Source organism: Rhodanobacter sp. B2A1Ga4 (assembly GCF_018101315.1).
Lineage (GTDB): Bacteria > Pseudomonadota > Gammaproteobacteria > Xanthomonadales > Rhodanobacteraceae > Rhodanobacter > Rhodanobacter thiooxydans_A.
In genome coordinates, this window is sequence record NZ_JADBJR010000002.1 from 322,111 (window position 1) to 348,776 (window position 26,666).

Consider the following 26,666-nt stretch of genomic DNA (forward strand, 5'->3'; position numbering starts at 1 on the left):
GGGCGGACGAAGGTGCAAGGGCGGATCATCCCACCCTCAACGTCCAGGCCGCGAAAAGGTTGATCGGTGCGGCTTCGCGAAAAGCGACCCCACCCCAACCCTCCCCTGCGAGCAGGGGAGGGCGCTGGGCACTGCGGCGGAATCACGCCGCGCGGCTGGCCTGGGTGTGGGCCAGCGCGCGCCGCTCGCGACGTTCGGCCAGCCAGTCGGAGAAACGCTCCATGTACAGGTAGATCACCGGCGTGGTGTACAGCGTGACCAGCTGCGACAGCAGCAGGCCGCCCACGATCGACACGCCCAGTGGCCGGCGCAGTTCCGCACCGATGCCGTTGCCCAATGCCAGCGGCAATGCGCCGAGCATCGCCGCGGCGGTGGTCATCATGATCGGACGGAAGCGCAGCAGGCAGGCGCGGCGGATCGCGTCGCGCGCGTTGAGGCCGGTGCGGCGTGCCTCGATCGCGAAGTCGATCATCATGATCGCGTTCTTCTTCACGATGCCGATCAGCAACACGATGCCGACGATGCCGTCCACCGACAGGCTCATGCCGCACAGGATCAGCGCGAGCAGGGCACCGACGCCGGCCGGCGGCAGCGTGGAGATGATCGTCAGCGGGTGGATGTAGCTCTCGTACAGCACGCCCAGCACAATGTAGATCACCACGATCGCAGCCAGCAGCAACAGCACTTCATCACCCAGCGAGGAGGTGAACTCGGCGGCCTTGCCGACGAACTCGCCGCGCACCTGCGGCGGGAAGTTCAGCTGCTGCTCGACCCCGTGGATCGCCGCCACCGCGTCGGACAGCGAGTAGCCCGGCGCCACGTTGAACGCCAGCGTCACCGCCGGCAGCTGCTGCTGGTGGCTGACCACCAGCGGCGCGCTGGTGACCTGCGCATTGACCAGCGAGGACAGCGGGATGGTGCCGCCGCCGCCGATCTGGAAGCCGACGTTGCCGGCGTTGCCGATGCCCGACGGGGTCGCCGAATTGCTCGACTTCAGCTGGCCGAAGCTGGTCGCGTTGCTGCCGGTGAGCGCGCCGTTGCCGTTGCCGCGTACGGTGAGCTTGGTCAGCAGGTCGTCGCTGGTGCGGAACTCCGGCGCCACCTCCAGCACCACGCGGTACTGGTTCAGCTGGGTGAAGATGGTGGAAATCTGGCGCTGGCCGAACGCGTCGTACAAGGTGTCGTCGATGCTCTGCACCGGCACGCCAAGGCGGCTGGCCTTCTCGCGGTCGATGGTCAGCTTCAGCGCATTGCCGTTGTCGGCCAGGTTGTTGTCGACGTCGGCCAGCTCCGGCCGCTGGCGCATCGCCTGGGTCATCTGGCTGGCGTAGCCGGCCAGCTCGGCCGAGTTCACGTCGGACAGCGAGTACTGGTATTCGGTGGCGGCGACGCGGCTGTCCAGGGTCACGTCCTGCACCGGCTTCAGGTACAGCGCCACGCCGGGGATGTTCGCCACCGCGTGCTGCAGCCGCGGCAGCAGTGTGTCCAGGCCGGCGCGGTCGCCGCGGTCCTTCAGCACGATCGAGAGCTGGCCCTGGTTGAGCGTCGGGTTGATCGTGCCGGCGCCGATGAAGGCGGCCACGCCGGCCACCGCAGGATCCTTGCGCAACGCCTCGGCGACCGCCTTGGTGCGGTCTTCCATCTGCGGGAAGGCGATGTTGTCGTCGGCCTGCACCACGCCGGTGATCAGACCGGTGTCCTGCTCGGGCAGCAGTCCCTTGGGGATCACGATGTACAGGAACACGGTGAGCACCACCGCGGCGCCGGCCACCAGCATGGTCAGGCGCTGGTGATCGAGTACCCAGTCCAGCGAGTTCTCGTAGATGGCGACGGTACGCGACCACACCGTGCGCTTGCCAGCCGCGGCGTGGCGCTCGTGCGCGTCATCGCCCTCCGGTAGCTGGTCGGGCTTGAGCAGGTAGGCGCACATCATCGGCGTCAGCGTCAGCGACACCAGCATCGAGATGGTCACCGCGATCGTCAGCACCCAGGCGAACTCGTGGAACAGCCGGCCGGTGACGCCGGGCATCAGCAGCAGCGGCAGGAACACCGCCACCAGCGACACAGTCAGCGACAGCACGGTGAAGCCGATCTCCTTCGCGCCGACCTCGGCCGCCTCCTTGCCGTCCCTGCCCTGCTCGATGTAGCGCACGATGTTCTCGATCATCACGATCGCATCGTCCACCACGAAGCCGGTGGCCACGGTCAGCGCCATCAAGGACAGGTTGTCCAGCGACATGCCGGTGAACGCCATCACGCCGAACGTGCCCATCAGCGACAGCGGCACCGCCACCGACGGGATGATGGTGGCCCACAGCCGGCGCAGGAACACGAAGATCACGCCGATCACCAGGAACACGGTGAGGATCAGGGTGAACTCGACGTCGTGCACCGAGGCGCGGATGGTCACCGTGCGGTCGGCGAACACGTCCAGGTGCACGTCGGCCGGCAGCGCGCTGCGCAGTTCCGGCAGCACGCGGCGGATCTGCTCCACCGTCTGCACGATGTTCGCACCGGGCTGGCGGCGCACATCCAGCAGCACCGCCGGCTGGCCGTTGGCCCACGCGGCGAGCTGGTCGTTCTCCACGCCGTCGACCACGTTCGCCACGTCGGACAGCCGCACCGGCGAGTTGTTCTTGTAGCTGATGATGGTGTTCTTGTACTCGGCCGCGTCGCTCAGCTGGTCGTTGGTACCGATCGAGTAGCTTTGCGTCTTGCCGTTCAGCGTGCCCTTGGGCGCGTTGACGTTGGCCTGGGTCAGCGCGCTGCGCACGTCCTCCATGGTGAGGCCGAGGTTGGACAGCTGCGCCGGGTTCACCTGCACGCGCACCGCGGGGCGCACGTTGCCGGCGATCGAGACCAGGCCCACGCCCTGCACCTGCGACAGCTTCTGCGCGATGATCGAGTCGGCCAGGTCGTTCACCTCGCGCAGCTGGCGGCTGTCGGAGGTGAGCTTCAAGGTAAGGATCGGCGCATCGGCCGGGTTGACCCGGTTGTACACCGGCGGATACGGCAGGTTGCCCGGCAGAGTGCCCTTGGCCTGGTTGATCGCCGCCTGCACGTCCTGCGCGGCGATGTCGACGTCACGGTCCATCGAGAACTGCAGGATGATCGTGGACAGCCCGGCGGAGGAATCCGAGCTCATCATGGTGAGCCCGGAGATCTGCCCCAGGTTGCGCTCCAGCGGGGTGGTGATCAGCGCCGCCATGGTGTTGGCGCTGGCGCCCGGGTACTGCGTGCTGACCACCAGGCTGGGCGCCTCGATTTCCGGCAGGGCGGACACCGGCAGCTGGCGGTAGCCGAGGATGCCGAGCAGCAGCACCGCCACCATCAACAGCGAGGTGGCGATCGGCCGGCGAATGAAGAGGGTCGAGAATCCCATGGCTATCCGTAAGGTGTAGGTGCGGGTTCAGCCGCGATCATGGCCGGGACACGGCCGGGTTCACACGACTGCAGTGGCGTTGCACTGGTCGGCACGCGGCCGCTCAGCCGCGACGGCGACCGCCACCCTTGCTGTTCTGCTTGGCTTTCTCCAGTTCGGCCGCGGTCGGCGCCGCCGGCACTTCGCCCGGCTTCAGCGCGTTGACCTTGCTGCCCGGCTTCAGCCGGAACTGGCCCTCGGTGACCACCCGGTCGCCGGCCTTGAGCCCGCTGCCGATCATCACGTGGCTGTCGCCCACTTCGCCGGCCACCGCCACCGCCTGCATCTTCACCGTGCTGTCGGCCTGCACCTGGTAGACGTAGTCGCCGTCCGGCCCGCGCTGCACCGCCTGCGCCGGGATCACCAGGCCGCCATCGACGGTATTCACCAGCAGCCGCACGTTGACGAACTGGCCCGGCCACAACTCGTTGTTCGCGTTCGGGAACTCCGACTTCAGGCGGAACGTGCCGGTGCTGGTGTCGATCTGGTTGTCGACCACCTTGAGCACGCCACCGCTGGCGATCGGGTGCGCATCGGTGCGGTCCAGCGCGGTCACCTGCAGCGCCGCGCCATCCTTCGCGGCGGCACCCCGCACCATGTCGAGGTTCTGCTCGGGCAGGGTGAACATCACGTTGATCGGGTGCAGCTGGGTCAGCGTGACGATCGCGCTGGCGGTGGTGACCACGTTGCCGGGATCGACCGCGCGGATGCCGGCGAGGCCGTCGATCGGCGACAGCACGCGGGTGTAGTTCAGCTGCACCTGGCTGTCGCGCACGCTGGCCGCGTCGGCGGCCACCGCGGCCTCGTACTGGGCGGCGGTGTTGTGCAGGGTGTCCAGGTCCTGCTTGGAGATGTAGCCCTTGGCGGCCAGGTCCTGGCTGCGCAGCAGGTTGCTTTTCGCGGTGGCCAGCAGCGCCTGGTCCTGGCGCTGGCGCGCCACGGCCTGGTCGTAGGCGGCCTGGTAGGTGCGCGGGTCGATCTGCGCCAGCAGCTGGCCCTTCTTCACCGGCTGGCCCTCGGTGAACTCCAGGCTGAGCAACTGGCCGCCCACCTGCGGGTTCACGGTGACCGTGTTGAGCGCCTGCACCGTGCCCAGCGCGGTCAGGTAGACCGGCACGTTCTGCTTGACCACCGGCACCACGGTGACCGGCACCGGCGGCGTCTCGTCCTTGCCGTCCTTGCCCTTGGCGGCCGCCTGCGTCGACGCGGAACCGGCCGGGACCGGCTTGTGCAGCAGGCGAAAGCCCACCGCCGCCACCACGATCACCGCAACGACGATCAACGCGATCTTCCAAAAACGCGACATGTAAAACTCCTGGACTGGACGGTGTGACCCACCGGCGCACGACTGTGCAGCATGCATTGGCGAAACGACAGGTGCGAGCCAGGCCCTGCCGGCGCGCATTCCTCGTGGTGAAAGCATAGGGGCAGTTCAACGAATTTGGACAATGCCGGTTGACATGGGTGCGGCATGACCGATGGCAGGGGCGACGCCCGCCGCACGGCCATCCGCAGACGCCTGGCGACCTGCCGCGGCGGGTCGTCACGAAGGGAGGCCTGAAACTTGTCGCGCGCTTCGTTTATAATCGGAGACTGCTTGCCTGTCCGACCCCGATCCCGGGCCGGACGACAAGCGTGACCCACGCCGTGCACTCACTCACGGCAAGCCGCACCGGGGCGCAGCCATCGTACCGGTGCGACGGCAATAGACTATTCAGGCAGGTCGGGGCCGCCATCGTGGCGTGCCGCCCTGCCCTCTGACAGGAGTACGTGCGTGAGCGGTTCCATGAGCAAGTCCGACCAGAGCGTCTTGCGCCAGTTTTCGATCATGATCGGCGGCCTGGCCGTGCTGACCGTGGTGCTGATCTTCGCGGCGCTGGCGATCCACGACCACGAGCCGAAGGAAACCAATCCGGACCAGCCGGCCCAGGTTGCCGCGCGGATCGCCCCTGCCGGCGCCGTGTATGCCGGCAACACCGGCCGCGCCGCCATGCAGGCCGCCGCGGATGCCGCCGCCAAGGCGGCCGCCTCGCAGGTCGCCTACGGCGGCACCACCGACGGCAAGGCGATCTACGACCACCTGTGCACCAGCTGCCACGCCTCCGGCGTCGCCGGCGCGCCAAAGACCGGCGACAAGGGCATGTGGGGCCCGCGCCTGGCGCAGGGCATCGACACCCTGGTCAAGCACGCAATCGAGGGCTACCACGGCCCGGACGGCAACTTCATGCCGCCCAAGGGCGGCAACCCGGCGCTCACCGACGAACAGGTGACGAACGCCGTGCACTGGCTGACCGATCAGGCGAAGTAAATCGCCTGATCCAACAAGCTTTCTTCAAACGCCGCCTTCGGGCGGCGTTTTCGTTGGCCCCTGCCCCTGCAACGCAGGGGGAGGTTGGCGACCGAAGGGAGTCCTTCAGGTGAGGGGGTTACACGTTACAGGGAAGATCAAAAGCAACCCTCCCCTGCTGTGCAGGGGAGGGAGCAAAGTCTCACCCCAAGTGCATGCCGATCCACTCCCGCGCAAAACTTTGCAGTTCCGGGAAGAACGCCTCGAAGCGCCCCTGCAATTCCACCTCCCGCTCCTGCAGCACCGGCAACGCCGAGGCCAGCGGATTGGCGCGGCTCAGGCGTTGCCCGATGCCGCCCAGCGCTTCGCCCAGCACGACGTCGTCGGTGTAAGCGGCCGGCAGGCCGTGCGCCTCCATGTAGCCGCGGAAACGCCGCAACGCCGGCGGCAGCAGCGCATCCTGCCGCCACAGCAGCGCGCGCAGGGCGAGCGAATACTCTTGCAGCGGCTGCACGCTCCATTGCGGGAAATCCCGCGCCAGGCAGCGGTCGAACCACATGTCCAGCAGGATCCCGGCATAGCGTCGATACGGCGCGGGCAGCAGCGCCCTGGCCGTCAGCACCTCGGGATGGGCGTCGGTGTAGACGTCGATCGCCCGGTGCAGGCGGATACCGGCGATCACCCGCGGCGGCAGCCGCGCAGCGTCCGGTTGGCCGTGCACGAAGTCGCCCAGCATCCCGCCGAGCTGCAAGGCCTCGTCGTCGCCTGCCAGCAGCGCATGCGCCAGATGGTTCATCCGGACCGCCCGGCGGTTATCATCACGTGCATGACGCCCACCGAGCTCCCCGCCGCGCCTGCCGGCTTTCCGGATGTCGCCGCCAGTTTCATGCTCGACGGCCCCGCCGGCAAGCTCGAAACCATCAGTGACGTCGCCGAAGCGGCCTGCGCGCGCTGCGGCGTGGCGGTGATCTGCCATCCGCTGACGATCGAGGGCGGCAGCATGCACAACAAGGTGGTGACAATGGCCGAGCGGGCGCTGCGCGAATCCGGCCTGGATACGGTGCGTTTCAATTTCCGCGGCGCCGGCAATTCGCAGGGCGACTACGACCAGGGCCACGGCGAAGGCGACGACCTCGCCACCGTGGTCGCCTGGGCGCGCCGCATGCGCCCGCACGACGCGTTGTGGCTGGCCGGCTTCTCGTTCGGCAGCTACGTGAGCATCGCCAACGCAGTGCGCCTGCGCGCCGATGCGTTGATCAGCATCGCACCGCCGGTCGGACGCTGGCCGTTCGACGCGGTCGCGCTGCCGCGCTGCCCGTGGCTGATCGTGCAGGGCGAGGCCGACGAGATCGTCGAGCCGCAGGCGGTGTTCGACTGGGTCGAGACACTGGAGCCCCGGCCCGAGCTGGTGCGCATGCCCGAGACCAGCCACTTCTTCCACCGCCGGCTGATGGACCTGCGCGGCGCGATCAAGCATGCGGTGCATGGCTGGTTGCCGCCGAAGCGGCATGCCTGACGCGCGCCGACCATCCCCTGCCAAGACCTGTCCGTTCCATGAGTGAACTCCCCTCGCTGGCGCCCACTGCGCGCTATCTCGAAGGCGTCGCCGCGCACCGCTGGGAGTCCGACCCGACCCAGCTGGCGCTGCTGCCGGAATTCGACCGCATGCACGCCGCGCTGTGCGCCGAACCGGCCAGCGGCAACGGCCTGCTCGGCCGGCTGAAATCCCTGCTCGGCAACGACCCGCCCGAAGCGGTGCCGGGGCTGTACCTGTGGGGTACGGTCGGTCGCGGCAAGACCTTCCTGATGGATCTGTTCGCCGCCAGCTTGCCGCACGGCGTGGTGCTGCGCCGGCACTTCCACCGTTTCATGGGCGAGGTGCACGAGCACCTGCGCACGCTGGGTGAGCGGCAGAACCCGCTGACCGAGGTCGCCGCCGACCTCGCCGCGCGCTGCCGCGTGCTGTGCCTGGACGAGTTCCTGGTCAACGACATCGGCGACGCGATGATCCTGTCGGGCCTGCTCGACGCACTGTTCGCGCGCGGCGTGAGCCTGGTCACCACCTCCAACACCGCGCCGGCGAACCTGTACCAGGGCGGCCTGCAGCGCGTGCGTTTCCTGCCCGCGATCGCGCTGATCGAACGGCACTGCCACGTGGTCGAGATGGCCTCCGCGCACGACTGGCGCCTGCGCGCGCTGACCCGGGCTTCGGTCTATCTCACCCCGCCCGGCGCCGAGGCGCACCGCGCGCTGGAGCGCATCTTCGCCAGCCAGGCCCGCGGCGCCGTGCAGGAAAACGGCAACCTGCACGTCAACGGCCGCGACATTCCGTTCGTCAGGCGCGACGACGACATCGTCTGGTTCGAGTTCGCCGCGCTGTGCGAAGGCCCGCGCGCAGTGGCCGACTACATCGCACTGGCCAAGGCCGGGCCGACCGTGATCGTCGCCAACGTGCCGCAATTCACCGTCTACAGCGAGGACGCGGCGAAGCGCTTCGTGCAATTGGTGGACGAGTTCTACGACCGCCACGTCAAGCTGGTGCTGTCTGCCGCCGCGCCGATCACCGAGCTGTACGACGGCGAACGCCTGCGCGCCGAATTCGGCCGCACCGAGTCGCGCCTGATCGAGATGCAGAGCGAGGAATACCTGGCACTGGAGCACCGGCCCGAGTGATCCGCCGCCGGCGCATTGCTCCCCCGCCATCGCCGCAGTAGCCTGCAACCGCTGACAGCACGCTGTCGCGCACGGGAGGGGACGATGAAGATGACGCAGGGATCGCTCGCGGATTTCCACGCGGGCGCCGGCATCGCGCGGCCAGCCGGCGACGCCGCGGACGAAGCGCATGCCCTGCCCGGTTTCGACGCCGTGTCGCGGCTGGCGGCCACCACGCTGGGCACGCCGCTGGTGGCGCTGCTGCTGGCCGACGGCAGTGCATTCTGGTACACGCCGCCCGGCCACAGCGACCCGATCCGGCTGGACGGCATGCTGCTGGCCGCCTGCCGGCAGGCCACCCGCCGCGGCGTCGCCGAGGTGGTGCCCGACGCGCGCAGCGACGCGCGTTTCCTGCCGGCCGACGCCGACCCGGCGCACGCCGCCATCGGCTTCTTCGCCTGCGAGCCGGTGTTCGCTCTGGACGGCCAGTTGCTGGGCGGGCTGTTTGCCGTGGACCGGCGCCCGCATCCCCCGCTCCACGCCGGCGAACGCAGCGCGCTGCGCGACGCCGCCTCGCTGGCCGGTACTGGCGCCGCGCTGCGCCACTACCTCGACCGCACCGACCCGGCGACCGGGCTGCCGCACCGCAATGCGTTCTTCGCCGACCTGCACGCGCACCTGCCCGGCGCGGACGATACCGCCTGGCTGCTCGCCGTCGAGGTGGCCCCGGTGGCGCGCTTCAACGCCTTCGTGCGGGCCATGGGACACAGCTACGCCGACGCGCTGATGCACGCGGTGGCGGCGCGGGTGCAGGCGTGGATGACGCCTGGCATGCAGCTCTACCAGGTCGGCACGGCGCGCCTGGCGCTCCTGCCGGCGCACCCGTACGACGAGCTGCTGCCCGCGCGCCTGGACGAATTCGTGGCCTTGCTGCGCGAGCCGATCGACTGCCTCGGCGTGCCGCTCACCCTGCAGCCCGGCGTGGGCCTGCTCAAGGTCGAGGCGCACGAACTGCGCGGCGGCGACCCGCTGCGGCGCGTGATGAACGCCGCCCACGTCGCGCAGGACAGCGTGCGCGGCTGGGCCGTGTACGACCGCGCGCAGGACGAACGGCAGCGGCAGGATTTCTTCCTGGTCACCGAGCTGGCCGCCGCGCTGTCCGAACGCACCGAGCTGGAACTGCACTACCAGCCGCGCGTGCAGCTGGCCAGCGGCCGCTGCGTGGCGCTGGAAGCGCTGGCGCGCTGGCGCCACCCCACCCTGGGCGCGGTACCGCCCGGCGTGTTCGTGCCGCTGGCCGAGCAGGCCGGGCTGATGCGTTCGCTGACCGACTGGGTGCTCGACCACGGCCTGGCGCAACTGGCCGCGTGGTTGCGCGACGGGCTCGACGTGCAGCTGTCGCTGAACGTGTCCAGCGCCGACCTCGACGCCACGCTGGAGACGCGCCTGACCGCCGCGGCGCTTCGGCACGCGGTGCCGCTGACGCGACTGGAACTGGAGTTCACCGAAAGCACGGCCATGCGCCACAGCGACGCCAACCGCTGCCACCTGGCCGCGCTGCGCGAGGCCGGCGTAGGCATCGCCATCGACGATTTCGGCATCGGCTACAGCAACCTCGACGCGCTGCGCCAGATGCCGGCCAGCTGCGTGAAGATCGACAAGTCACTGGTATGTGGGCTCGACACCAGCCGGCACGACGCGGCGGTGGTGCGTTCGATGGTGGCGCTGGCCCACGAACTGGGTTTCCGCGTGGTGATGGAAGGGGTGGAAACCGCGCACGTGCTGGAGGCCGTGCGCGACATGGCCTGCGACGAAGTGCAGGGCTTCCACATCGCCCACCCGCTGCCGGCGGCGGACGTGGCCGGCTGGCTGCGTCGGCATGCATCTGCCACGCCGGCGCAGCCGGCGGATCGCCCGCACGACTGAAGCGCCGCGGCCCCGCCCGCATCACACGGCGATCGTGCCGGGCCGGCGTGGTGGTGGCGAGTTACCATCGGCTTTCCCCGCCCCGGAGACGCCCATGTACCGTACCGCCCTCGCCCTGGCACTGGCCGCTGCCACCATCGCACCGTTGCACGCCGCCGACGCCTCCGCCGCGCAGGCGTTGGCGCAGCAGGCCCTGCCGCAGGCCATCGCATGGCGGCACGACATCCACCAGCATCCCGAACTGGGCAATCGTGAGGTACGCACCTCGGCGCTGGTCGCGCGGGAACTGAAGCGGCTGGGGCTGGAGGTGCACACCGGCATCGCGCACACCGGCGTGGTCGGCCTGCTGAAGGGCGACCTGCCCGGGCCGCGGCTGGCGCTCCGCGCCGACATGGATGCGCTGCCGGTGACCGAGGAAGTGAACCTGCCGTTCGCCTCGAAGGCGAAGGGCGAGTACCGCGGCAAGACCGTCGGGGTGATGCATGCCTGCGGCCACGACGCGCATACCGCCATGCTGCTGGGCATGGCGCAGGCGCTGGCCGGGATGAAGAAGCAGTTGCACGGCTCGGTGCTGTTCGTGTTCCAGCCGGCCGAGGAAGGCGCGCCGGCGGGTGAGGAAGGCGGCGCTGCGCTGATGCTGAAGGAGGGCCTGTTCCGGCAGTTCAAGCCGGACGCGATGTTCGGCATGCACGTGGTCAGCGCGCTCAACGTGGGCACGGTAGCGGTGCGGCCAGGGCCGACGATGGCCGGCTCGGACTGGTTCCGCATGGTGGTGCACGGCCGCCAGACCCACGGCGCGATGCCGTGGAACGGGGTCGACCCGATCGTCACCGCCGCCGAGATCATCAGCACCGCGCAGACCATCGTCAGCCGCAAGCTGGACATCGGCACGCTGCCGGCGGTGCTCAGCTTCGGCATCGTCGAGGGCGGCTCGCGCTACAACATCGTGCCGGACAAGGTGGAGCTGCAAGGCACCCTGCGCACGTTCGACGCCGGCATGCGCCAGCAGGCGATCGACAACCTGAAAAGCATCGCCGAACACGTCGCCGCGGCGAACGGCGCCACCGTGGAGGAACAGATCCCGGTCGGCGACAGCACCCCGGTGCTGGTCAACGACCCCGCGCTGGCCGCAAGGGTGAAAGCCAGCATCGCCACCGCGATCGGCGCCGGGCACGTGATCGAGGCGAAGCCGTGGATGGCCTCGGAGGACTTCGCCTACTTCGCGCAGGAAGTGCCGAGCGTGTATTTCTTCGTCGGCGCCACGCCAGCCGGCCAGGACGCCTCGAAAGCGCCGGCCAACCACTCGCCGAAATTCTTCCTCGACGAGGGCGCGCTGAAGATCGGCATGGCCTCGATGCTGCAGGCCAGCCTGGATTACCTCGGCACGCCCAGGTCCTGACGGCGGCAGCCCGGGGATGCGAAGGCGCCGCTACGCCGCGGTCGTGCCGGACTGCTGCATCCGCTGGAAGCGGCGATGGTGGACCAGCAGGCCGCTGAAGTAGGCAATGTAGTAGCCGACCAGCAGGCCGATCACCAGCATGGTCAGCGGGCTGGCGGCGTAAGCCATCGGCGGCATCGCGCCGGGCGCGGCCGGCACCTGCTGCATCTGCGGCCACGCCACCAGCATCCGCCAGGCCAGCCGGCCCAGCAGCAGCGCGGTCAGCAGCGCGCCGATCCACGGGTTCGGCACGTAGCAGTCGCCCTTGACCGGATCGACCTCGAAGCGGGTCAGGCGCAGCCCGAGCAGGCCCAACGCAGCGCCGAGCAGCACGCCGCCGGCGAGGCCCTCGGCCAGCGCAATGTGGTGGAGCCCGCCGAGCGCGAGCACACCGCCGAGGACCGCGAACATCACGATGCGGAAGATCATCCGCTTGCGCCGGATCGGCTGGCGGCCGAACTGCCGGCTCACCCGCCGCCACACCATCCAGGCCAGCAGCGGCAGCATCACGAGATATTGGGTCAGGTGGGCGGGCATGGGCATCTCACCGGGTGGATGGTGCCCAGCATAGTCGGCCGCGAAATGGCTGACGACTGACGTTTGTCACCCTTCGCCCGTGCGGCAGCAGCGCGGCGTGCTACTTCGCCTTGCCCTGGTTCGCCACCGCGGCCATCTTCGCCGCGATCGCGTCGGCATCGCCGAGGTAGTAATGGCGCAGCGGCTTCAGTTCGTCGTCGAACTCGTACACCAGCGGCACGCCGTTGGGGATGTTCAGCTCCACGATCGCTTCGTCGGAAATGCCGTCCAGGTACTTCACCAGCGCGCGCAGCGAATTGCCGTGCGCGGCGACCAGCACGCGCTGGCCGGAGCGGATCGCCGGCGCCAGCACTTCGTGCCAGTACGGCAGCACCCGGGCCACGGTGTCCTTCAGGCATTCGGTGTCAGGGATGTCCTTCGAGTCGAGCGCCGCGTAGCGCGGGTCGTGCACCGACTCGTTGGCGGCACGCTCCAGCGGCGGCGGCGGGATGTCGTAGCTGCGCCGCCAGACCTTCACCTGGTCCTCGCCGTACTTCGCCGCGGTCTCGGCCTTGTTCAGGCCGGTGAGGCCGCCGTAGTGGCGCTCGTTGAGGCGCCAGTCGGTGAGCACCGGGATCCACATCAGGTCCATCGCGTCCTGCACGCCCCACAGCGTGCGCACCGCGCGCTTGAGCACCGAGGTGTGCGCCACGTCGAACGTGTAACCGCCCTCGCGTAGCAGGCGACCGGCCTCGCACGCCTCGGCCATGCCCTGTTCGGTGAGGTCGACGTCGGCCCAGCCGCTGAAACGGTTGTCGAGGTTCCACTGCGATTGGCCGTGGCGGATCAGGACGAGCTTGTGCATGGGAGCGCCCAACAGTGATGAGTAAACCGGGAATGGTGCAGTCCGGCCCCGGCAGCGTCAAATGCGGCCCCTGCCACAGGTCATGCCCAACCCTTGGCCCGGTGGCTGCATCCTAGTGCTTACACACATCCACTGAAGACTCAAGGAGACTGCCATGCGTCGATTCCCGACGATCCTCATCCTGGCCGCGCTGGCGCTGGGCCTGGGCTTGCCGCCGCTGGCCAGTGCGCGTGACAACGACATCAGCAAAGTCAACGGTTCGGTGCAGGTCGAAGCCGGCCAACAGGTCGGCGACGTCAGCACGGTCAACGGTGCAGTGCACATCGCCGGCGGCGCCAGCGTGCACGAGGCCAGCACCGTCAACGGCGAGGTCGAGCTGGGCGACAAGGCGCAGGCGACCGAACTGGGCACGGTCAACGGCGCGATCAGCCTGGGCCGCGCCAGCCGGGTCAGCGGCAAGGTGAACGCGGTCAACGGCAGCATCCACCTGGCCCCGGGCGCCGAGATCGGCGGCCGGGTCGAGAACGTCAACGGCGCCATCGTGCTGGACGACGCCCACGTCGCCGGCGGCATCGGTACGGTGAGCGGCGACGTCACGGTGGGCGCCAACTCGCGCGTCGAGGGCGGCATCCTGGTCGACAAGCCGAACAACGGCTGGTTCCACTGGGGCAGCGAGCGCAAGCCGACCATCGTGATCGGCCCGCACGCCGTGGTGCAGGGCACGCTGGAGTTCCGCCGCGAGGTGGTACTGAAGGTCAGCGACAGCGCGCAGATCGGCCCGGTCAAGGGCGCCACGCCGGAGAAGTTCAGTGGCGCCACGCCGTAAAGCCGGTGCCTACACCCAGTCGCGCGGCTTCAGGTAATCGGCCAGCTTCGCTTCGGCGGAGCCGGCTTCCGGCTGGTACGCGTACTCGAAGCGCACGCGCGGCGGCAGGCTCATCAGGATCGACTCGGTGCGCCCGCCCGACTGCAGGCCGAACAAGGTGCCGCGGTCGTAGACCAGGTTGAACTCCACGTAGCGGCCGCGGCGGTACAGCTGGAATTCGCGCTCGCGCTCGCCGTATGGCATGGCCTTGCGGCGCGCCACGATCGGCAGGTAGGCATCGAGGAAACCCTGGCCCACATCCTTGGTGAAGTCGAAGCAGCGCTCGAAGCCGCCTTCGTTCATGTCGTCGTAAAACAGTCCACCGATGCCGCGGGTCTCGTCGCGATGCTTCAGGTAGAAGTACTCGTCGCACCATTGCTTGTAGCGCGGATAGACGTCCGCGCCATACGGTTCGCACAGGTCGCGCGCCACCGTGTGCCAGTGGCGCACGTCCTCGTCCACCGGATAGAACGGGGTGAGGTCGAAGCCGCCGCCGAACCACCACACCGGCTCCACGCCTTCCTTGCTGGCCTCGAAGTAGCGCACGTTGGCATGGGTGGTCGGCACGTGCGGGTTCTTCGGGTGCAGCACCAGCGACACGCCGGTGGCGATGAAGCTGCCGCCAGCCAGCTCCGGCCGGTGCGCGGTGGCGCTGGGCGGCAGCTGGTGGCCGTGCACGCGCGAGAAATTCACCCCGGCCTGCTCGAACACCGCACCACCCTGCAGCACGCGGGTGCGCCCGCCGCCACCGGCCGCGCGCGTCCAGGCGTCTTCCGTGAACCGCGCGCCGCCATCAGCCTGCTCGATCGCCGCGCAGATGCGGTCCTGCAGTTCGCGCAGGAAGGTTTCGGCCTGGCTGGCTTGCTCGCTCATCGTTTCGTCCTTTGATTTCAGGCGGCCAGCTTAGCAAGCTGCCGACACCCGCTCCTGCGGCGCCACGCCGCGCCGGGCTGAGCCAGATCAGCTGGCAGTTCAGCTGATCCGCGCCACCATCCGCCGATGCCCGATCAGCTGCGCCCAGCGCAGGCCCAGGTCGATCCACATCAGGTAACTGGCCTCGAGCAGCAACAGGCCGAGGTAGCGGCCCTGCCGCGGCAACGCCGGCTCGGCGGCGACCGGGGTACCGTCGAAACCGAGCCGACGCGCCAGCAGCAGGCAGCGCGCCAGGTGATAGCGGCTGGTCACCAGCGCCACCGGCGGCAGCCCGGCATCGCCGGCCTCGGTCAGCAGCAGGCGGCGCGCGTGGCGCAGGTTCTCCAGCGAGTCGACCGACTCCTGTTCCAGCTCCACCTGCACCTCGCCGGGCAGTCCGTGCAACCGCAGCCAGGCATGGCCGGCAGCGGCTTCGCTGCACTGGCCGCCGCTGCAGCCGCCGAGCAGCAGCAGGTGGCCGGTCTGTCGCTGTTCGGCCAGTGTCAGTGCACGGCGCAGGCGCTGCTGGTAGTCGTGCTCGGGCGCATCGCGCACGAGCCGGCGGCCGAACACCAGCGTCACCATCCGCCGCGGCGGCGCCAGCGGGCTGCGCAGGGCGATGCGGCAGACGTGGATCAGGTAACCCAGCCAGACCAGGCCCGCACTGAGCACCAGCGCCAGCATGGTCACCAGCGCGGCTTGCTGCACGTCGCGGTCACGCAGGTAGCGCCAGGGGTTGCGTGGTGGAGACGGATTCGGCAACACGGGGAAGTGCGGAGCGGGGATGCGCCAGCATAGCCGCAGCGCGCTGCCCGCGCCCGTTCGGTGGCTGAACGCCCGCCCCGCGCAGGCTAGGCATCCGCGGGGGTGCCGGCTACGCTTTCCTGATGCCTTCCCCGATGCCACCCCTCGCGATCACCGCGTACACCGCCACGTCCGCCATGGGCAGCGGCCTCGCCGCACAGCGCGACGCGCTCGAACACGCCCGCAGTGGCCTGCGCCCGAACGACATCAGCAGCGCGCCGCTGGCGTGCTGGATCGGCCGCGTCGATGGCGTGGAGGACACCGCCCTGCCCGCCGCGCTCGCCGCCTGGGATTGCCGCAACAACCGGCTGGCCTGGCTGGGCCTGAACCAGGACGGCTTCCTCGAACGCGCTCGCGCTGCGCGCACGCGCTACGGTGCCACCCGCGTGGCGCTGCTGCTGGGCACCTCCACCGCCAGCATCGGCGCCACCGAGGAAGCCTATCGCCGGCTCGATGCCGACGGCGGCTTCGCCGATGACATGCTGCGCCCGGCGATCCACGCGCCGCACTCGCTGGTCGCCTTCGTCGCCGCCGCGCTGGCGCTGGAAGGGCCGTGCCTGACCATCTCCACCGCCTGCTCGTCCAGCGCCAAGGTGTTCGCCAGCGCCGAGCGGATGATCCGGCTCGGCCTGGTCGATGCGGCGGTGGTCGGCGGCGTGGACACTTTGTGCGACAGCGTGCTGTTCGGCTTCAACGCGCTGGAGCTGGTGTCGCCCGAACCGTGCCGCCCGTTCGACGCCGCGCGCAACGGCATCTCGATCGGCGAGGCCGCCGGCTTCGCCCTGCTGGAGCGCGCCGACATGGCGCCCGACGCGCCACGGCTGCTCGGCTACGGCGAGGCCAGCGACGCGCACCACATGTCCACCCCGCATCCAGACGGCCTCGGCGCCGAGCTGGCGTTGAACGACGCGCTGGCGCGCGCCGGTCTCGACGCCGCCCGCGTCGACTACATCAACCTGCACGGCACCGCCAGCCAGAAGAACGACGAGGTCGAGGCGGCGCTGGTCGGCCGCGTCTTTCCGGCCCGCACGCGGGCCAGCTCGACCAAGGGCTACACCGGCCACACGCTGGGCGCGGCCGGCATCGTCGAGGCGACCATCGCGCTGCAGGCGATCGAACACGGCCTGGTGCCCGGCAACCTCGGCGGCGACACGCCCGATCCGATCTGCGGCGCGCACTTCGCCTGGCGCAACGAACGCCGGCGCGTCGACGTGGCGCTCAGCAACTCGTTCGGCTTCGGCGGCAACAACGCCTGCCTGGCGTTCGCCCGCGCGGGATTCGCCGCATGAGCGCACTGCGCGTCCACGTCGAGGGCGTCGGCCTGTGGTCGCCGCTGCTGGCCGACTTCGCCGCGCTGCGAAGCCTGCTTGCCGGCACCACGCCGGGGCCGCCGGCAACGCGGCCCGCCGCCGCCACACTGCCGCCGAACGAGCGCCGCCGCGCGCCGGAAAGCGTGCTGCTGGCGATCGAGGCGGCTGGCCAGGCGTTGGCGATGAGCGGCCGCGACGCCGCCACGCTGGCCTGCGTGTTCGCCTCCGCGCACGGCGACCAGGCGATCACCGACTACATGTGCGCCACCCTGGCGCAGGCGCCGACCGAGCTGTCGCCAACCCGCTTCCACAATTCGGTGCACAACGCCGCGGTCGGCTACTGGACCATCGCCACCGGCTGCCATGCGCCGTCCATCGCGGTCTGCGCCCAGCGTGAGAGCTTCGGTGCCGGCCTGCTGGAGGCGGCCGGCCAGGTGCTGGCCGAACAGCGCCCGGTGCTGCTGGTGTGCAGCGACACCGCCGGCAGTGGCCCGCTGGACGAAGTCACCGGCTGCCGCCAGCCCTTCGGCTGCGCGCTGGTGCTGGCGCCGCAGGCCGGCGCCGCCACGCTGGCCCGGCTCGACCTCGACCTGCAGCCGCGCGCGGCGACCGACGCGCCGCTGCCCGAGCCACTGGCCGGCTGGCGCGCGGGCAACCCGTCGGCGTCGAGCCTGCCGTTGCTGGCCCTGCTCGCCACCGGCCGTGGCGGCCACTGCCAACTGGCCGCCGCCGCTACACTGGCGCTGCACATCGACATGGAGTCCGTCGCTTGAACATCCCCGCTGCACGCTGGTGCGTGCTGATTCCCTGCCTCAACGAGGAAGCCGCGATCCGGTCCGTGCTCGAATCCGTGCTGGCGCTGGGCGCGCCGGTGATCGTGATCGACGACGGCTCGGACGACCGCACGCCCGAGATCGTCGCCGCCCTGCCGGTGACCCTGCTGCGCCACGACACGCGCCGCGGCAAGGGCGAGGCATTGCGCCACGGCTTTCGCGAAGCGCTGCGGCAGGGCTACGACGCGGTGCTGACCATGGACGGCGACGGCCAGCACCTGGCCGCCGACATCCCGCACATCGTGGCCGCCGCGCAACGCTACCCGGGGCACATCGTGATCGGCGCGCGCCTGCTCGACCGCGAGCAGCAGCCGAAGGGCCGCCGCCGCGCCAACGCGGTGGCCGACTGGGGCATCTCGTGGGCCTGCGCACAGCCGGTGGCCGACACCCAGAGCGGGCAGCGCTGGTACCCGCGCGCGGCGCTGGCACTGGTCGACCTGCCGGCGGAGAACTTCGTGTTCGAGGCGGCGATCCTGATCGCCGCCTCGCGCGAGAAGCAGCTCGGCGTGGTCTCGGTGCCGATCGCCTCGCGCTATCACGGTGCGTTCCGTCCCAGTCACCTCAAGCCGGTGCGCGACGTCACCCGCATCACCACCTACACCATCGGCCGGGTAGTCCATTACGGCCACGTGATCCGCAGCTATCGTCGCTCGCGCGGCGTGCCGCTCGTGGTCGACGGGCCCGCCGGCTGATCCGGCGGGCCGAACGATTACTCCAGGTCGCCGAGCATGCTGTCCTTGCCGGGCTGGGCCAGCCAGCCGGCAATGTCTTCACCGAGCGCCCTGACGGTGCGCCCGAGCACCGAGCAGTTGCCCTTGAAGCCGCCGAACGCGCCGCCCATCGAATTGCGCCGCCCGATGAAATTGCCCACCTCGGCGCCGTCTTGGTAGAGCCGGCCCTTCACCGTGGTGTGGGTATGGTGGCCGATGAACGCGTTGCCGTCGGCCACCGAGTCGGTGATCTCCACTACCAGCGCGCGGCCCGTCGAACCGGCGCTGGCCTGCGCCACCTGCGTCACCGTCACGCCCTTCTCCTGCCCGTACTTCTTGATGAAGCCGGACAGCTTCTCACCGAGCTGGCACTCACGCTTGACCGCACCGGCGATCACCGCATCCTGCGCGAAAGGAACCACCGCCGGCACGCTCACCGCGGCTGGCATCGCCGCGTTGTTGTCGGCGGCATGGGCAACGGAAAACACGCCGCACAACAAAGCGGCGGAAACAAGAACAGTCTTGCGCATCGAACATCCTCCATGATGGAGCCCCCTGGCTCCGTCCGCGCAGTATGCCGGCTCGCCGCCGCTCAGCCCATGCCGCCGTTGACGCCGATTAGCTGGCCGTTGATGTAGCCGGCCGCGTCCGAGCACAGGAAGGCGACCAGCGCGGCGACTTCCTCCGGCTTGCCGGCGCGCTGCGCGGGCACCAGTTCGCGGATGCGTTCGGGTGGGAAGGCCGCCTCGGCCATGCGCCCTTCGATCACGCCGGGCGCGACCACGTTGACGGTGACGCCGCGCGAGGCCATCTCGCGTGCCAGCGACTTGCTGGCGCCCACCAGCGCGGCCTTCGCCGCCGCGTAGTTGGTCTGGCCGCGGTTGCCCAGCTGCGCCGCCGCCGAGCCGATCGAGACGATGCGGCCGAAGCGCGCGCGTGCCATCGGCAGCAGCAGCGGCTGGGTGACGTGAAAGAAGCCGTGCAGCGAGACGTCGATCACCCGGCGCCACTGCGCGTCGCTCATGCCGGCCATCGGCGCGTCGTCGTGGATGCCGGCGTTGTTGACCAGCGCGTGGATCGGCCCTTCGCTTAGCAGCACGTCGAGCGCCGCGCGGGTCACCTCCGCGTCGGTGACGTTGAAGGCGACCGCCTGCGCGCGGCCGCCGCCGGCGACGATCGCCGCCGCGGCTTCCTCCGCCCGGGTCAGGCTGTGGTGGCCGTGCACGATCACCTGCCAGCCGGCCGCGGCGAGCGCGTGGCAGATCGCGCCGCCGAGTTCGCCGCTGCCGCCGGTGACCAGGGCGCGACGTGAGGTGGGAATCGAGGACATGACGGGCGCCTCAGGCTTAGGGATGGATCACCGCCGCCCGCCCGCTGGCAAGCAGGCGGCCACGATGTTCGACGCGGAACGCGTATTGTGCGCCACCCGCGGCGGCGTAGAGACATTCGGCATGGACGTCCAGATGGCCATCGAGCCGATCGACATATTCTTCGTGCAACTGCACCTCGCGCAGGCTGACCAGCCGACCGGGGCGTGCTCCGACGCTGCCATGCGCGCGCGCCAGCAGCGCACCGTGCACCGCCATCGCCTGCGCGCCGTATTCGGCCAGGTGCACCGCGTGCAGGCCGTGTTCGCCGCGCAGCGGGTTGTCCGCGCGCGCGTGACTGGCGCTGGTGGCGTGGATCGTGCGCTCGTCCCAGGCCAGCACTGCATCGAGCAGGCACATCGTGCCCGCGTGCGGGATCAGCTGCGCCCAGTCAGTCTTGTCGAGCATGCGGCGCCATCAGGATCGACAGGCAGAAGTGGAAGGCCACGCCCAGGCTCACGGTGAGCCCGATCGCGCGCAGCACCGGGATCGTCGCCCACGCCAGCATGCCGAACACCAGCAGCGCGGACAGCACGCAGACGATCGTGGCGTGCAGCGTGCGCCGCTGCTCGGCCGCGTCGCCGGTGTCGCGCTCAAAGAACAGCGCGTAGTGCAGGCCCAGTCCGCCGGCGAGGATCAGCGCGACCAGGTGGAACAGCGAGATCTCGACGCCAGCCACGCGCTCCACCGCCAGCACCAGGAAGGTGGCCAGGGTCATCGGCGCCAGCACGTGCCACGCGCGGCGCAGGCTGCGCAGCGCCAGTGCGATGGTCAGCACCAGCAGCACCGCGGCCGCCGCGAGCGCCTGCAGGATGCGCGTGCGGTAGTCGACCACCAGCGATTCGGAGGCGGCCTTCAGGTCGAGCAGGCGCACCGCGCCATACGTGCCTGCGCCCAGCGCCTGCAGCGCGGCCACGTCGTGCACGCCGCTGACCGTGCCCAGGCCCAGCCAGTGGCCATCGCGCTCGACCAGCATCGCGGCGAGGCGCTGGCCCAGCGGCGTCTGTGCGTAGCGTGCGGGCGTCAGCGGCGGCAAGCCGCGCGCGGTTTGCACATCGTCGACGAACGGCTGGAACAGGTCGGCGCGGAACGGCAGGCCCTGCGACGCCTCGTCCAGCGCGTGCTGCAGCGTGGCGCGGTCGGGCAGCTTCGCCTGCCGTTCGCGCTGCACGGCCACGCTGGGCAGATAGCGCGACGGCAGCTCCAGCGCATCGGCAGCATGCCGCGCCAGCAGCGCATCGACCCGCGGCTGCAGCGTTTCCGACAGCGCCAGCACGCCCTGTGCGCTCGACGCCTGCAGCACCAGCAGGTAGCGCACGTCGGGCGCGCCCAGCGCCTCGCGCAGGCGCGCGTCGTGCTGCAGCAGGTCCGGCGGCAGCGGGGTCAGCGCAGCGAGGTTGTCCTGCCAGAACGGGCCGCGGGCCAGCGCCAGCATCGCCACGATCGCCGCGGCGACCACGACGGGAATCCAGCGCGGCCGCGGCAGGCGATCGACGAAGGTGCGCGCCTGCAACAGCCAGCGCATGTCGGCCACGTCGCGCACGCGCCGCGGCAGCAGATGCGGCAGCAGATAGCGCGTGCTGAAGCCGGCCACCAGCAGGCCGACGATGGTGAACACCGCCAGCTGCTTCAACCCGTTCACGCCGGACGCGTAGAACGCCAGGTAGGCGATGCAGGCCGAGGCGATCGCGGTCAGCAGCAGCGGCCACAGCGCACGCACGCTGGCCACCGCGTCCTCGCCGGCGCGGCGATGGCTGAGCACGCGGATCGGGTACTCCTGCGCCACCCCGAGCAGGGTGAAGCCGAACGCCAGGGTGATCCCGTGCACTTCAGGAAACGCGAGCGTCAGCGCGGCGATGCCGGCCAGCGCGGCGCTGGCGATCGGCAGCGCCGACAGCAGCAGCGAACCGAAGCTGCGGTACGCCAGCAGCAGCAGCGCGATGAAACCGACGGTGGAGATGCGCCCGATCCAGTCGGCCTGGTGCCGCGTCTGCGCCGCGGCCACCACGCTGAAGTAACCTGGCCCGCTCAGTTCGAGCATCGCGCCGGCGCTGGCCGGCAGCGCGGCGAACGCGTGACGGATGCCGTCGATCGCCTGCTGTTGCGCGCCGGGGTCGAAACCGGCGGCGACCGTCTGCACCAGCAGCAGCGCCTCGCCCTGCGGCGAGAACCACACGCCCTCGCGCAGCTCCGGCGACTTCGCCGGCGCCCAGCGTTCGGCCAGCTTCAGCACCTCCAGCGTGGGGTCGCGCGGCAGCAGTCCCTTGAGCAGGCTGGCGGCGGGCGAAGACAGGTCGTCCAGCCGCTGCTGCAGCTGGTCGGCGAGGTACGCCTCGTCCAGTGGTTGCTTATCCAGCGTGGGCGACAGCAGGTAACGGTAGGGCAGCAAGCTGGCGTCCAGCGCACCGAGATCAAAGTTGCCGTTGAGCACCTGGCTGTAGCGCGGGTCCTTTTTCAGCGCGGCGGCGAGGCCCTGGCTCAGCGCGGCCAGCCGTTCATCGGACTGGCCATGGATGGAAAGCAGCAGCAAGCGCGAACCCGGCCCTTCGCCGACCTGCTCCATCAGCAGGCGCTGGTCCGGCGTGGTCGGCGCGGGCATGAAGCTGCGCAGGTCGGTGCTGACGCGCAGCCGCTGGCTGACCATCCAGCCCAGCCCGGCCAGCGCCAGCAGCCAGAGCACCAGCAGCGTCGCGCGGGCGCCGACGCGCATGCTCAAGGTGCGCCCTGGCACAGCGCCTCAAGCGTCTCGCGGGTGGGTGCGGCCGGCATCTGCGCGGCCAGCGGGCCGAGCAGGTCGACGGCGAGGTCGCCGTCGGCTTCCTGCAGGTGCATGCAGCGCGAGGCCTTCGCATAGCCGTCGATGCGGATGCTGGCCACGGTCTTCGCCACGCGGGCATCGCGCGGCACCAGGGTCAGCGTCCACGCGCCGTCGGCGTCGCCGCGCTGGTGGATCTCGAACGCCTGCTGCAGGCGCGCCGCGTCGCCGCTGAGCAACGCCACGAAGCTGTCCAGCAGCACCTGAAGCTGCGGCGCACGCTTCAGCGAGAAGTGCCGCGCGCTGCGGCCGTCGCGCTGCTGGGTCACTTCGCCGTCGGCGATGGTGGCAGTTTCCTGTTGCGGATGTTCGACGCGCCGCTGCAGCCGATCGCCGCCCAGCCACGACAATTGGCCGGAAACCACCAGCGGCCGGTCGAGCACCTGCAGGAAGCGCGCCTCGGCGAATGCGGTATGCGCCGGTGCCGGCTGGCCCAGCGCAGCCACCAGGGTCGATGCCGATGTCGCCGGGGCCGCTTCAGACGCCGACGTGCTCGCCCACGGCAACAGGCTCAGCAGCAGGCTCGGCAGCCACAGGCGCGTCTTGCCAGAAATCATAGAAATTGAACCAGTTGTAGGGAGCGACCTGGACGTAGTGTTCCAGCCGTTGCGCGTAGCGGGCAATCAACGCATCCAGCGCCGGACCGCGGTGCTGCCGCGGGATCTGCACCTGGTCGCTGAACGGCTCGAAGACCAGCTTGTAGCGGTTGCCGCCCAGGTACAGGCCGAAGCACAGTACCACCGGCACCTGCAGCGTATGCGCCAGCAGCCACGGGCTGATCGGGAACGGCGCCGGCGAGCCGAGGAAGCCGGTGCGCCGCAGCACCTCATGGCCACGGCCGCGATCGGCCAGCATCGCCACCAGCGCGCCGTCACGGCAGCCCTCGGCCATCGCCAGTGCGATGGTGGTGCCGTCCTGCGCCGCGTCGATCACGCAGGCGCCGACGTCCGGCGCCAACGCTTCGAGCAGCTCGGTCATCGCCGGCGTCTTCTGCTTGTCCAGCACCACCCGCAGCGGCATCTGCGGCCGGCGCGCACCGATCGCCCGCAACGCCTCGAAGCTGCCCTGGTGCGAACCGAACAGCAACACGCCGCGACCCTGCGCGATGCGCTCGTCCAGCAGGTCCAGGCCTTCGGTCTCGATCCGGAACGGCTTTTCGCCGTGCGCGAGCAGGAAGATCCGGTCCAGGATCGTCGCAGCGAAGCAGTGGATGTGCTTCAGCACCTGCCACGCCGTGGCCGGCCGGCCGAATACGCGCTGCAGGTACTGCCGCGAGGCCCGTCGCTCCGGCGCCCGGCGCAGGAAGAAGTACAGCGTGATCGGGTACAGGCACAGCCGGCCCAGGCGGCGCCCGCCGTGCAGTGCAATCGTGCGGATCAGCCACAGCGCGAAGCGGCCGCCGCCTTCGGGCCGGCTCTGCCAGTGTCCATGCGTGCTCATGTCGCTCCCTCGACCAGGCCGCGTGCCAGCAGCATGCCGTCACGCCGGATCTCGAAACGGATGCGCGATCCGTCCGTCGCCGTCAGATGCAGCTGCGCCGTCTCGTCCGGCAGCAGCGGTGCCGCGAATTTCGCTTCCAGCACGCGGCCCAGTCGCTGGCCGCGCCAGCTGCGCAGGGCCAGCGCCACCTGCTCCAGCAGCAGCACCCCCGGCACCAGCGGCGCGCCGGGAAAGTGGCCGGGCAAGGCGGGATGCTCCGCGCCGACGCGCAGCGTCTGTTCGAAGCCGGTGCTCATGGCGCCGCCACACGCTTGCCGCGCAGCAATTGCGGCCAGTGCAACGCCAGCTGCAGCAGCATGTCGTGCAGGCCGGGATGCGGCAGATGACGCAGCCGCCAGCGGCGACAGGCGTATTCCAGCAGGAACGCCGCGCCCAGCAGCAGGTAACCACCCAGGTGCAACCACGTCGCGGCCCAGCGCTCGGGTACCGACAGCGGCGAGGCCATGCCGGCGCGCGCCAGCAACCCGCTGTGATCGGCGCACAGCAGCAGCACGGCCAGCAGCAGCGCCTGGCCGCCCAGCAGCAGCGTCCAGAACCAGGTGACCTGGCGCGCATAGGCAGCCACGCCCGGCTGGCGCAGGCGCTCGGGACCCTCGATGGCAGCGATGAAGCGCTCCACCAGGGGTTCGGCCGTGGCCAGCGTGCGGCCGAACCACACTGCCAGCAGCGCATGGATGAGCACCGGCACCGCCTCCAGCAGCAACTCGGCAAAGCCGAAGCGCCAGCTCAGCAACAGGCCAGCCAGCACGCCCGACCACAGCAGCCACGCCGCCGTGCGGCGCGCCAGCAGCTGCGGCAGCAGCAGCACGGTCAGCAGCAGGGCCAGTGCCAGCAGCGCGAAAAACTGCTGCCCGGTCACCGCGCCGGCGATCGCCAGCAGCGGATAGGCCGGCAGCAACAACAGGCCGTAGCGCCGCGTGCTGTGGTCGGGTGAAAGTGAAGAGGATGTCATGCCGGGTTCCGCGTCGGCTCCGCCGGAACGTCGAGCCTGCCACGGGCGCTGGAACGCAGCATGAAGAAAGCGTGGTGAACGCAACCGGGACGCACCGCTGGCGTCAGCTGGCGCGGTTCTGCTCGACATGCGCGGACAGCGTGCGCAGGCAGGTGAAGATCTGCCGGTTGTCCGGGTTGTCCGAGCGCAGCTGGAAGCCGTAGCGTTTGGACACGGCCAGCGCGATTTCCAGTGCGTCGATCGAATCCAGCCCCAGCTCGCCGCCGAACAGCGGTGCATCGGGGTCGATCTGTTCCGGGGTCACGCTCTCCAGATTCAGGCATGCCACGATCAGGGTGGCCAATTCGTGCTGCGCCGCTGTCTGTTCCGCCATGCTCGGTTCCGTACTCTGGATTCATTGCCTCCCCCCGGTGGCAGTGGGCGCGGAGTGTAACATAGCGCCCTTGTCGTTCCCGGTTGTACGCCATGATGCAGGGATGTGAAAACCCCCAGATCGACCTGCAGCCGCGTCGCGCGCCGCAGGTGTCCTACCGCGTCGGCGAGGCCGCCGCGCTGCTGGCCGAACCCGGCACGCTGGCATTGTTCGGCTTCGGCGCCGGCACCCCGGCCAGCACCGACCCGCGCTGCCTGCAAGTGGCGCTGGAAGCGTTCGATGCGCCCGCGCCGCTGGAGCTGTGGCAAGTCGATGCGCCGGTCAGCTGCGGCAGCGATGGCGCACTGCGCTGGTCGGCCGGCGGCGGCTGGCTGTTTGTGGCGATCGAGCTGGACGAACGCGAACACGGCGGCCCGACCGCCGCCGCCCGGCTGGTCTACGAGCAGCTGCACCGCTTCGTCGCCACGCGCGAGGCGCAACACGTGCTGCGGGTCTGGAATTACCTCGGCGCGATCAACCACGGCGACGGCGACGCCGAGCGCTACAAACACTTCTGCGACGGCCGCGCCGCCGGCATGGGCGATTTCTTCGCCGAAGGCTTCCCCGCCGCCACCGCAATCGGCCACCACGGCGACGAACACCGCCTGCAGGTCTACCTGCTGGCCAGCGACCAGCCCGGCCTGCGGGTGGAAAACCCGCGCCAGGTCAGCGCCTGGTGCTACCCGCGCCAGTACGGCCGCACCCCGCCCAGCTTCGCCCGCGCGATGAGCCTGCCGGCGCAGGACGTGCTGGCGATCTCCGGCACCGCCGCGGTGGTCGGCCACGCCTCGGCGCACGAGGACGACCTCGACGCCCAGCTGGAAGAAACCCTGGTCAACCTCGAGGCGCTGCTGGCCAGCGCCGGCATGGCCGCCGGCTTCGACACCCGCTCGCCGCTGAAGGCCTACGTGCGCCATGCGGCGGACGCCGCGCGCGTGCGCGACTTCCTGCAACAGCGCCTGCCCGGCGTGCCGGTGCTGCTGCTGCACGGCGACATCTGCCGCCGCGAACTGCTGGTGGAAATCGACGGCTGGCGTTACGTCTGAGGCGAGAGCCGGGCGATGAGACGAGAAGTGGGAAA

The 26,666-nt window shown here is 70.3% G+C and carries 26 protein-coding genes; 10 read left to right on the forward strand and 16 right to left on the reverse strand.

Annotation, left to right across the window (positions count from 1 at the left end; all coding sequences use genetic code 11):
- Window positions 1-142: 142 nt before the first annotated feature.
- Together IMW82_RS10080 and IMW82_RS10085 are read right to left on the reverse strand one after the other, a co-directional pair.
- On the reverse strand, window positions 143-3,382 hold the full coding sequence (locus IMW82_RS10080; RefSeq protein WP_108471811.1) for an efflux RND transporter permease subunit: 3,240 nt from the start codon (window positions 3,380-3,382) through the stop codon (window positions 143-145).
- A gap of 103 nt (window positions 3,383-3,485) precedes the next feature.
- Complete coding sequence (locus IMW82_RS10085) at window positions 3,486-4,727, reverse strand: efflux RND transporter periplasmic adaptor subunit (protein ID WP_108471812.1); 1,242 nt, start codon at window positions 4,725-4,727, stop codon at window positions 3,486-3,488.
- 480 nt (window positions 4,728-5,207) lie between these two features.
- Here IMW82_RS10085 and IMW82_RS10090 point away from each other — a divergent pair, with 480 nt between their 5' ends.
- Window positions 5,208-5,729 (forward strand): c-type cytochrome, encoded by a 522-nt coding sequence (locus IMW82_RS10090; protein WP_108471813.1) that lies wholly within the window; start codon window positions 5,208-5,210, stop codon window positions 5,727-5,729.
- Between the two features lie 181 nt (window positions 5,730-5,910).
- On the opposite strand, the gene IMW82_RS10095 is transcribed toward IMW82_RS10090, so the two are convergent.
- On the reverse strand, window positions 5,911-6,504 hold the full coding sequence (locus IMW82_RS10095; RefSeq protein WP_108471814.1) for an ACP phosphodiesterase: 594 nt from the start codon (window positions 6,502-6,504) through the stop codon (window positions 5,911-5,913).
- A 30-nt stretch (window positions 6,505-6,534) separates the two neighbouring features.
- Between IMW82_RS10095 and IMW82_RS10100 the strand changes: the two genes are divergently transcribed.
- The 4 genes from IMW82_RS10100 (at window position 6,535) to IMW82_RS10115 (ending at window position 11,685) form a co-directional block, all read left to right on the forward strand.
- The gene (locus tag IMW82_RS10100; RefSeq protein WP_108471815.1) at window positions 6,535-7,224 is read left to right on the forward strand and encodes an alpha/beta hydrolase; all 690 of its coding nucleotides are present in this window, start codon (window positions 6,535-6,537) and stop codon (window positions 7,222-7,224) included.
- Between the two features lie 38 nt (window positions 7,225-7,262).
- A complete protein-coding gene (gene zapE, locus IMW82_RS10105; RefSeq protein WP_108471816.1) occupies window positions 7,263-8,381 on the forward strand; it encodes a cell division protein ZapE in 1,119 nt (372 codons plus the stop codon).
- A gap of 84 nt (window positions 8,382-8,465) precedes the next feature.
- Entirely contained in the window at window positions 8,466-10,286 is a 1,821-nt protein-coding gene (locus IMW82_RS10110) for a sensor domain-containing phosphodiesterase (protein WP_108471817.1), read from the forward strand.
- Window positions 10,287-10,380: 94 nt separating this feature from the next.
- Window positions 10,381-11,685, forward strand: a complete 1,305-nt coding sequence (locus tag IMW82_RS10115) for an amidohydrolase (RefSeq protein WP_108471818.1) — start codon at window positions 10,381-10,383, stop codon at window positions 11,683-11,685.
- 30 nt (window positions 11,686-11,715) lie between these two features.
- On the opposite strand, the gene IMW82_RS10120 is transcribed toward IMW82_RS10115, so the two are convergent.
- Window positions 11,716-12,261 carry a DUF1453 domain-containing protein gene (locus IMW82_RS10120; RefSeq protein ID WP_108471819.1) on the reverse strand — a complete coding sequence of 182 codons (546 nt, stop codon included), beginning with the start codon at window positions 12,259-12,261 and terminating at the stop codon, window positions 11,716-11,718.
- Window positions 12,262-12,361: 100 nt separating this feature from the next.
- On the reverse strand, window positions 12,362-13,105 hold the full coding sequence (gene gpmA / locus IMW82_RS10125; RefSeq protein WP_108471820.1) for a 2,3-diphosphoglycerate-dependent phosphoglycerate mutase: 744 nt from the start codon (window positions 13,103-13,105) through the stop codon (window positions 12,362-12,364).
- 154 nt (window positions 13,106-13,259) lie between these two features.
- Here gpmA and IMW82_RS10130 point away from each other — a divergent pair, with 154 nt between their 5' ends.
- Window positions 13,260-13,931 (forward strand): hypothetical protein, encoded by a 672-nt coding sequence (locus IMW82_RS10130; protein WP_108471821.1) that lies wholly within the window; start codon window positions 13,260-13,262, stop codon window positions 13,929-13,931.
- 9 nt (window positions 13,932-13,940) lie between these two features.
- Here IMW82_RS10130 and hemF read toward each other — a convergent pair whose 3' ends face one another.
- Together hemF and IMW82_RS10140 are read right to left on the reverse strand one after the other, a co-directional pair.
- A complete protein-coding gene (hemF, locus tag IMW82_RS10135; RefSeq protein WP_108471822.1) occupies window positions 13,941-14,843 on the reverse strand; it encodes an oxygen-dependent coproporphyrinogen oxidase in 903 nt (300 codons plus the stop codon).
- A gap of 99 nt (window positions 14,844-14,942) precedes the next feature.
- Window positions 14,943-15,647, reverse strand: a complete 705-nt coding sequence (locus IMW82_RS10140; protein ID WP_108471823.1) for a YdcF family protein — start codon at window positions 15,645-15,647, stop codon at window positions 14,943-14,945.
- A gap of 134 nt (window positions 15,648-15,781) precedes the next feature.
- Here IMW82_RS10140 and IMW82_RS10145 point away from each other — a divergent pair, with 134 nt between their 5' ends.
- Genes IMW82_RS10145 through IMW82_RS10155 form a run of 3 tightly spaced genes read left to right on the forward strand, consistent with a single transcriptional unit; the run spans window position 15,782 to window position 18,521 of the window.
- Window positions 15,782-16,975, forward strand: a complete 1,194-nt coding sequence (locus IMW82_RS10145; protein ID WP_108471824.1) for a beta-ketoacyl-[acyl-carrier-protein] synthase family protein — start codon at window positions 15,782-15,784, stop codon at window positions 16,973-16,975.
- Window positions 16,972-17,769 carry a beta-ketoacyl synthase chain length factor gene (locus IMW82_RS10150; RefSeq protein ID WP_108471825.1) on the forward strand — a complete coding sequence of 266 codons (798 nt, stop codon included), beginning with the start codon at window positions 16,972-16,974 and terminating at the stop codon, window positions 17,767-17,769. The genes IMW82_RS10145 and IMW82_RS10150 overlap by 4 nt, the downstream gene beginning before the upstream one ends.
- Complete coding sequence (locus IMW82_RS10155) at window positions 17,766-18,521, forward strand: glycosyltransferase family 2 protein (RefSeq protein WP_108471826.1); 756 nt, start codon at window positions 17,766-17,768, stop codon at window positions 18,519-18,521. The genes IMW82_RS10150 and IMW82_RS10155 overlap by 4 nt, the downstream gene beginning before the upstream one ends.
- Before the next feature lie 17 nt (window positions 18,522-18,538).
- On the opposite strand, the gene IMW82_RS10160 is transcribed toward IMW82_RS10155, so the two are convergent.
- The 9 genes from IMW82_RS10160 to IMW82_RS10200 form a co-directional block, all read right to left on the reverse strand.
- Window positions 18,539-19,069 carry a hypothetical protein gene (locus IMW82_RS10160; RefSeq protein ID WP_108471827.1) on the reverse strand — a complete coding sequence of 177 codons (531 nt, stop codon included), beginning with the start codon at window positions 19,067-19,069 and terminating at the stop codon, window positions 18,539-18,541.
- Window positions 19,070-19,131: 62 nt separating this feature from the next.
- A complete protein-coding gene (gene fabG / locus IMW82_RS10165; RefSeq protein WP_108471828.1) occupies window positions 19,132-19,869 on the reverse strand; it encodes a 3-oxoacyl-ACP reductase FabG in 738 nt (245 codons plus the stop codon).
- Window positions 19,870-19,885: 16 nt separating this feature from the next.
- Window positions 19,886-20,314 (reverse strand): phosphotransferase, encoded by a 429-nt coding sequence (locus IMW82_RS10170; protein ID WP_108471829.1) that lies wholly within the window; start codon window positions 20,312-20,314, stop codon window positions 19,886-19,888.
- Window positions 20,298-22,616: an MMPL family transporter gene (locus IMW82_RS10175; protein ID WP_199909833.1), complete on the reverse strand. Its 2,319-nt coding sequence runs from the start codon at window positions 22,614-22,616 to the stop codon at window positions 20,298-20,300. The genes IMW82_RS10170 and IMW82_RS10175 overlap by 17 nt, the downstream gene beginning before the upstream one ends.
- A gap of 2 nt (window positions 22,617-22,618) precedes the next feature.
- Window positions 22,619-23,278: a LolA-related protein gene (locus tag IMW82_RS10180; protein ID WP_108471831.1), complete on the reverse strand. Its 660-nt coding sequence runs from the start codon at window positions 23,276-23,278 to the stop codon at window positions 22,619-22,621.
- Window positions 23,199-24,161: an acyltransferase gene (locus tag IMW82_RS10185; protein ID WP_108471832.1), complete on the reverse strand. Its 963-nt coding sequence runs from the start codon at window positions 24,159-24,161 to the stop codon at window positions 23,199-23,201. The genes IMW82_RS10180 and IMW82_RS10185 overlap by 80 nt, the downstream gene beginning before the upstream one ends.
- Window positions 24,158-24,457, reverse strand: coding sequence for a hydroxymyristoyl-ACP dehydratase (locus IMW82_RS10190; RefSeq protein ID WP_108471833.1), 300 nt, complete (start codon window positions 24,455-24,457; stop codon window positions 24,158-24,160). Before IMW82_RS10190 ends, IMW82_RS10185 begins: the two co-directional genes overlap by 4 nt.
- Window positions 24,454-25,173 (reverse strand): xanthomonadin biosynthesis protein, encoded by a 720-nt coding sequence (locus tag IMW82_RS10195; protein ID WP_108471834.1) that lies wholly within the window; start codon window positions 25,171-25,173, stop codon window positions 24,454-24,456. The genes IMW82_RS10190 and IMW82_RS10195 overlap by 4 nt, the downstream gene beginning before the upstream one ends.
- A 103-nt stretch (window positions 25,174-25,276) precedes the next feature.
- Entirely contained in the window at window positions 25,277-25,546 is a 270-nt protein-coding gene (locus tag IMW82_RS10200; RefSeq protein WP_108471835.1) for a phosphopantetheine-binding protein, read from the reverse strand.
- Between the two features lie 92 nt (window positions 25,547-25,638).
- On the opposite strand from IMW82_RS10200, the gene IMW82_RS10205 reads away from it, so the two are divergent.
- A complete protein-coding gene (locus IMW82_RS10205; RefSeq protein ID WP_211004375.1) occupies window positions 25,639-26,631 on the forward strand; it encodes a pteridine-dependent deoxygenase in 993 nt (330 codons plus the stop codon).
- Window positions 26,632-26,666: the final 35 nt, after the last annotated feature.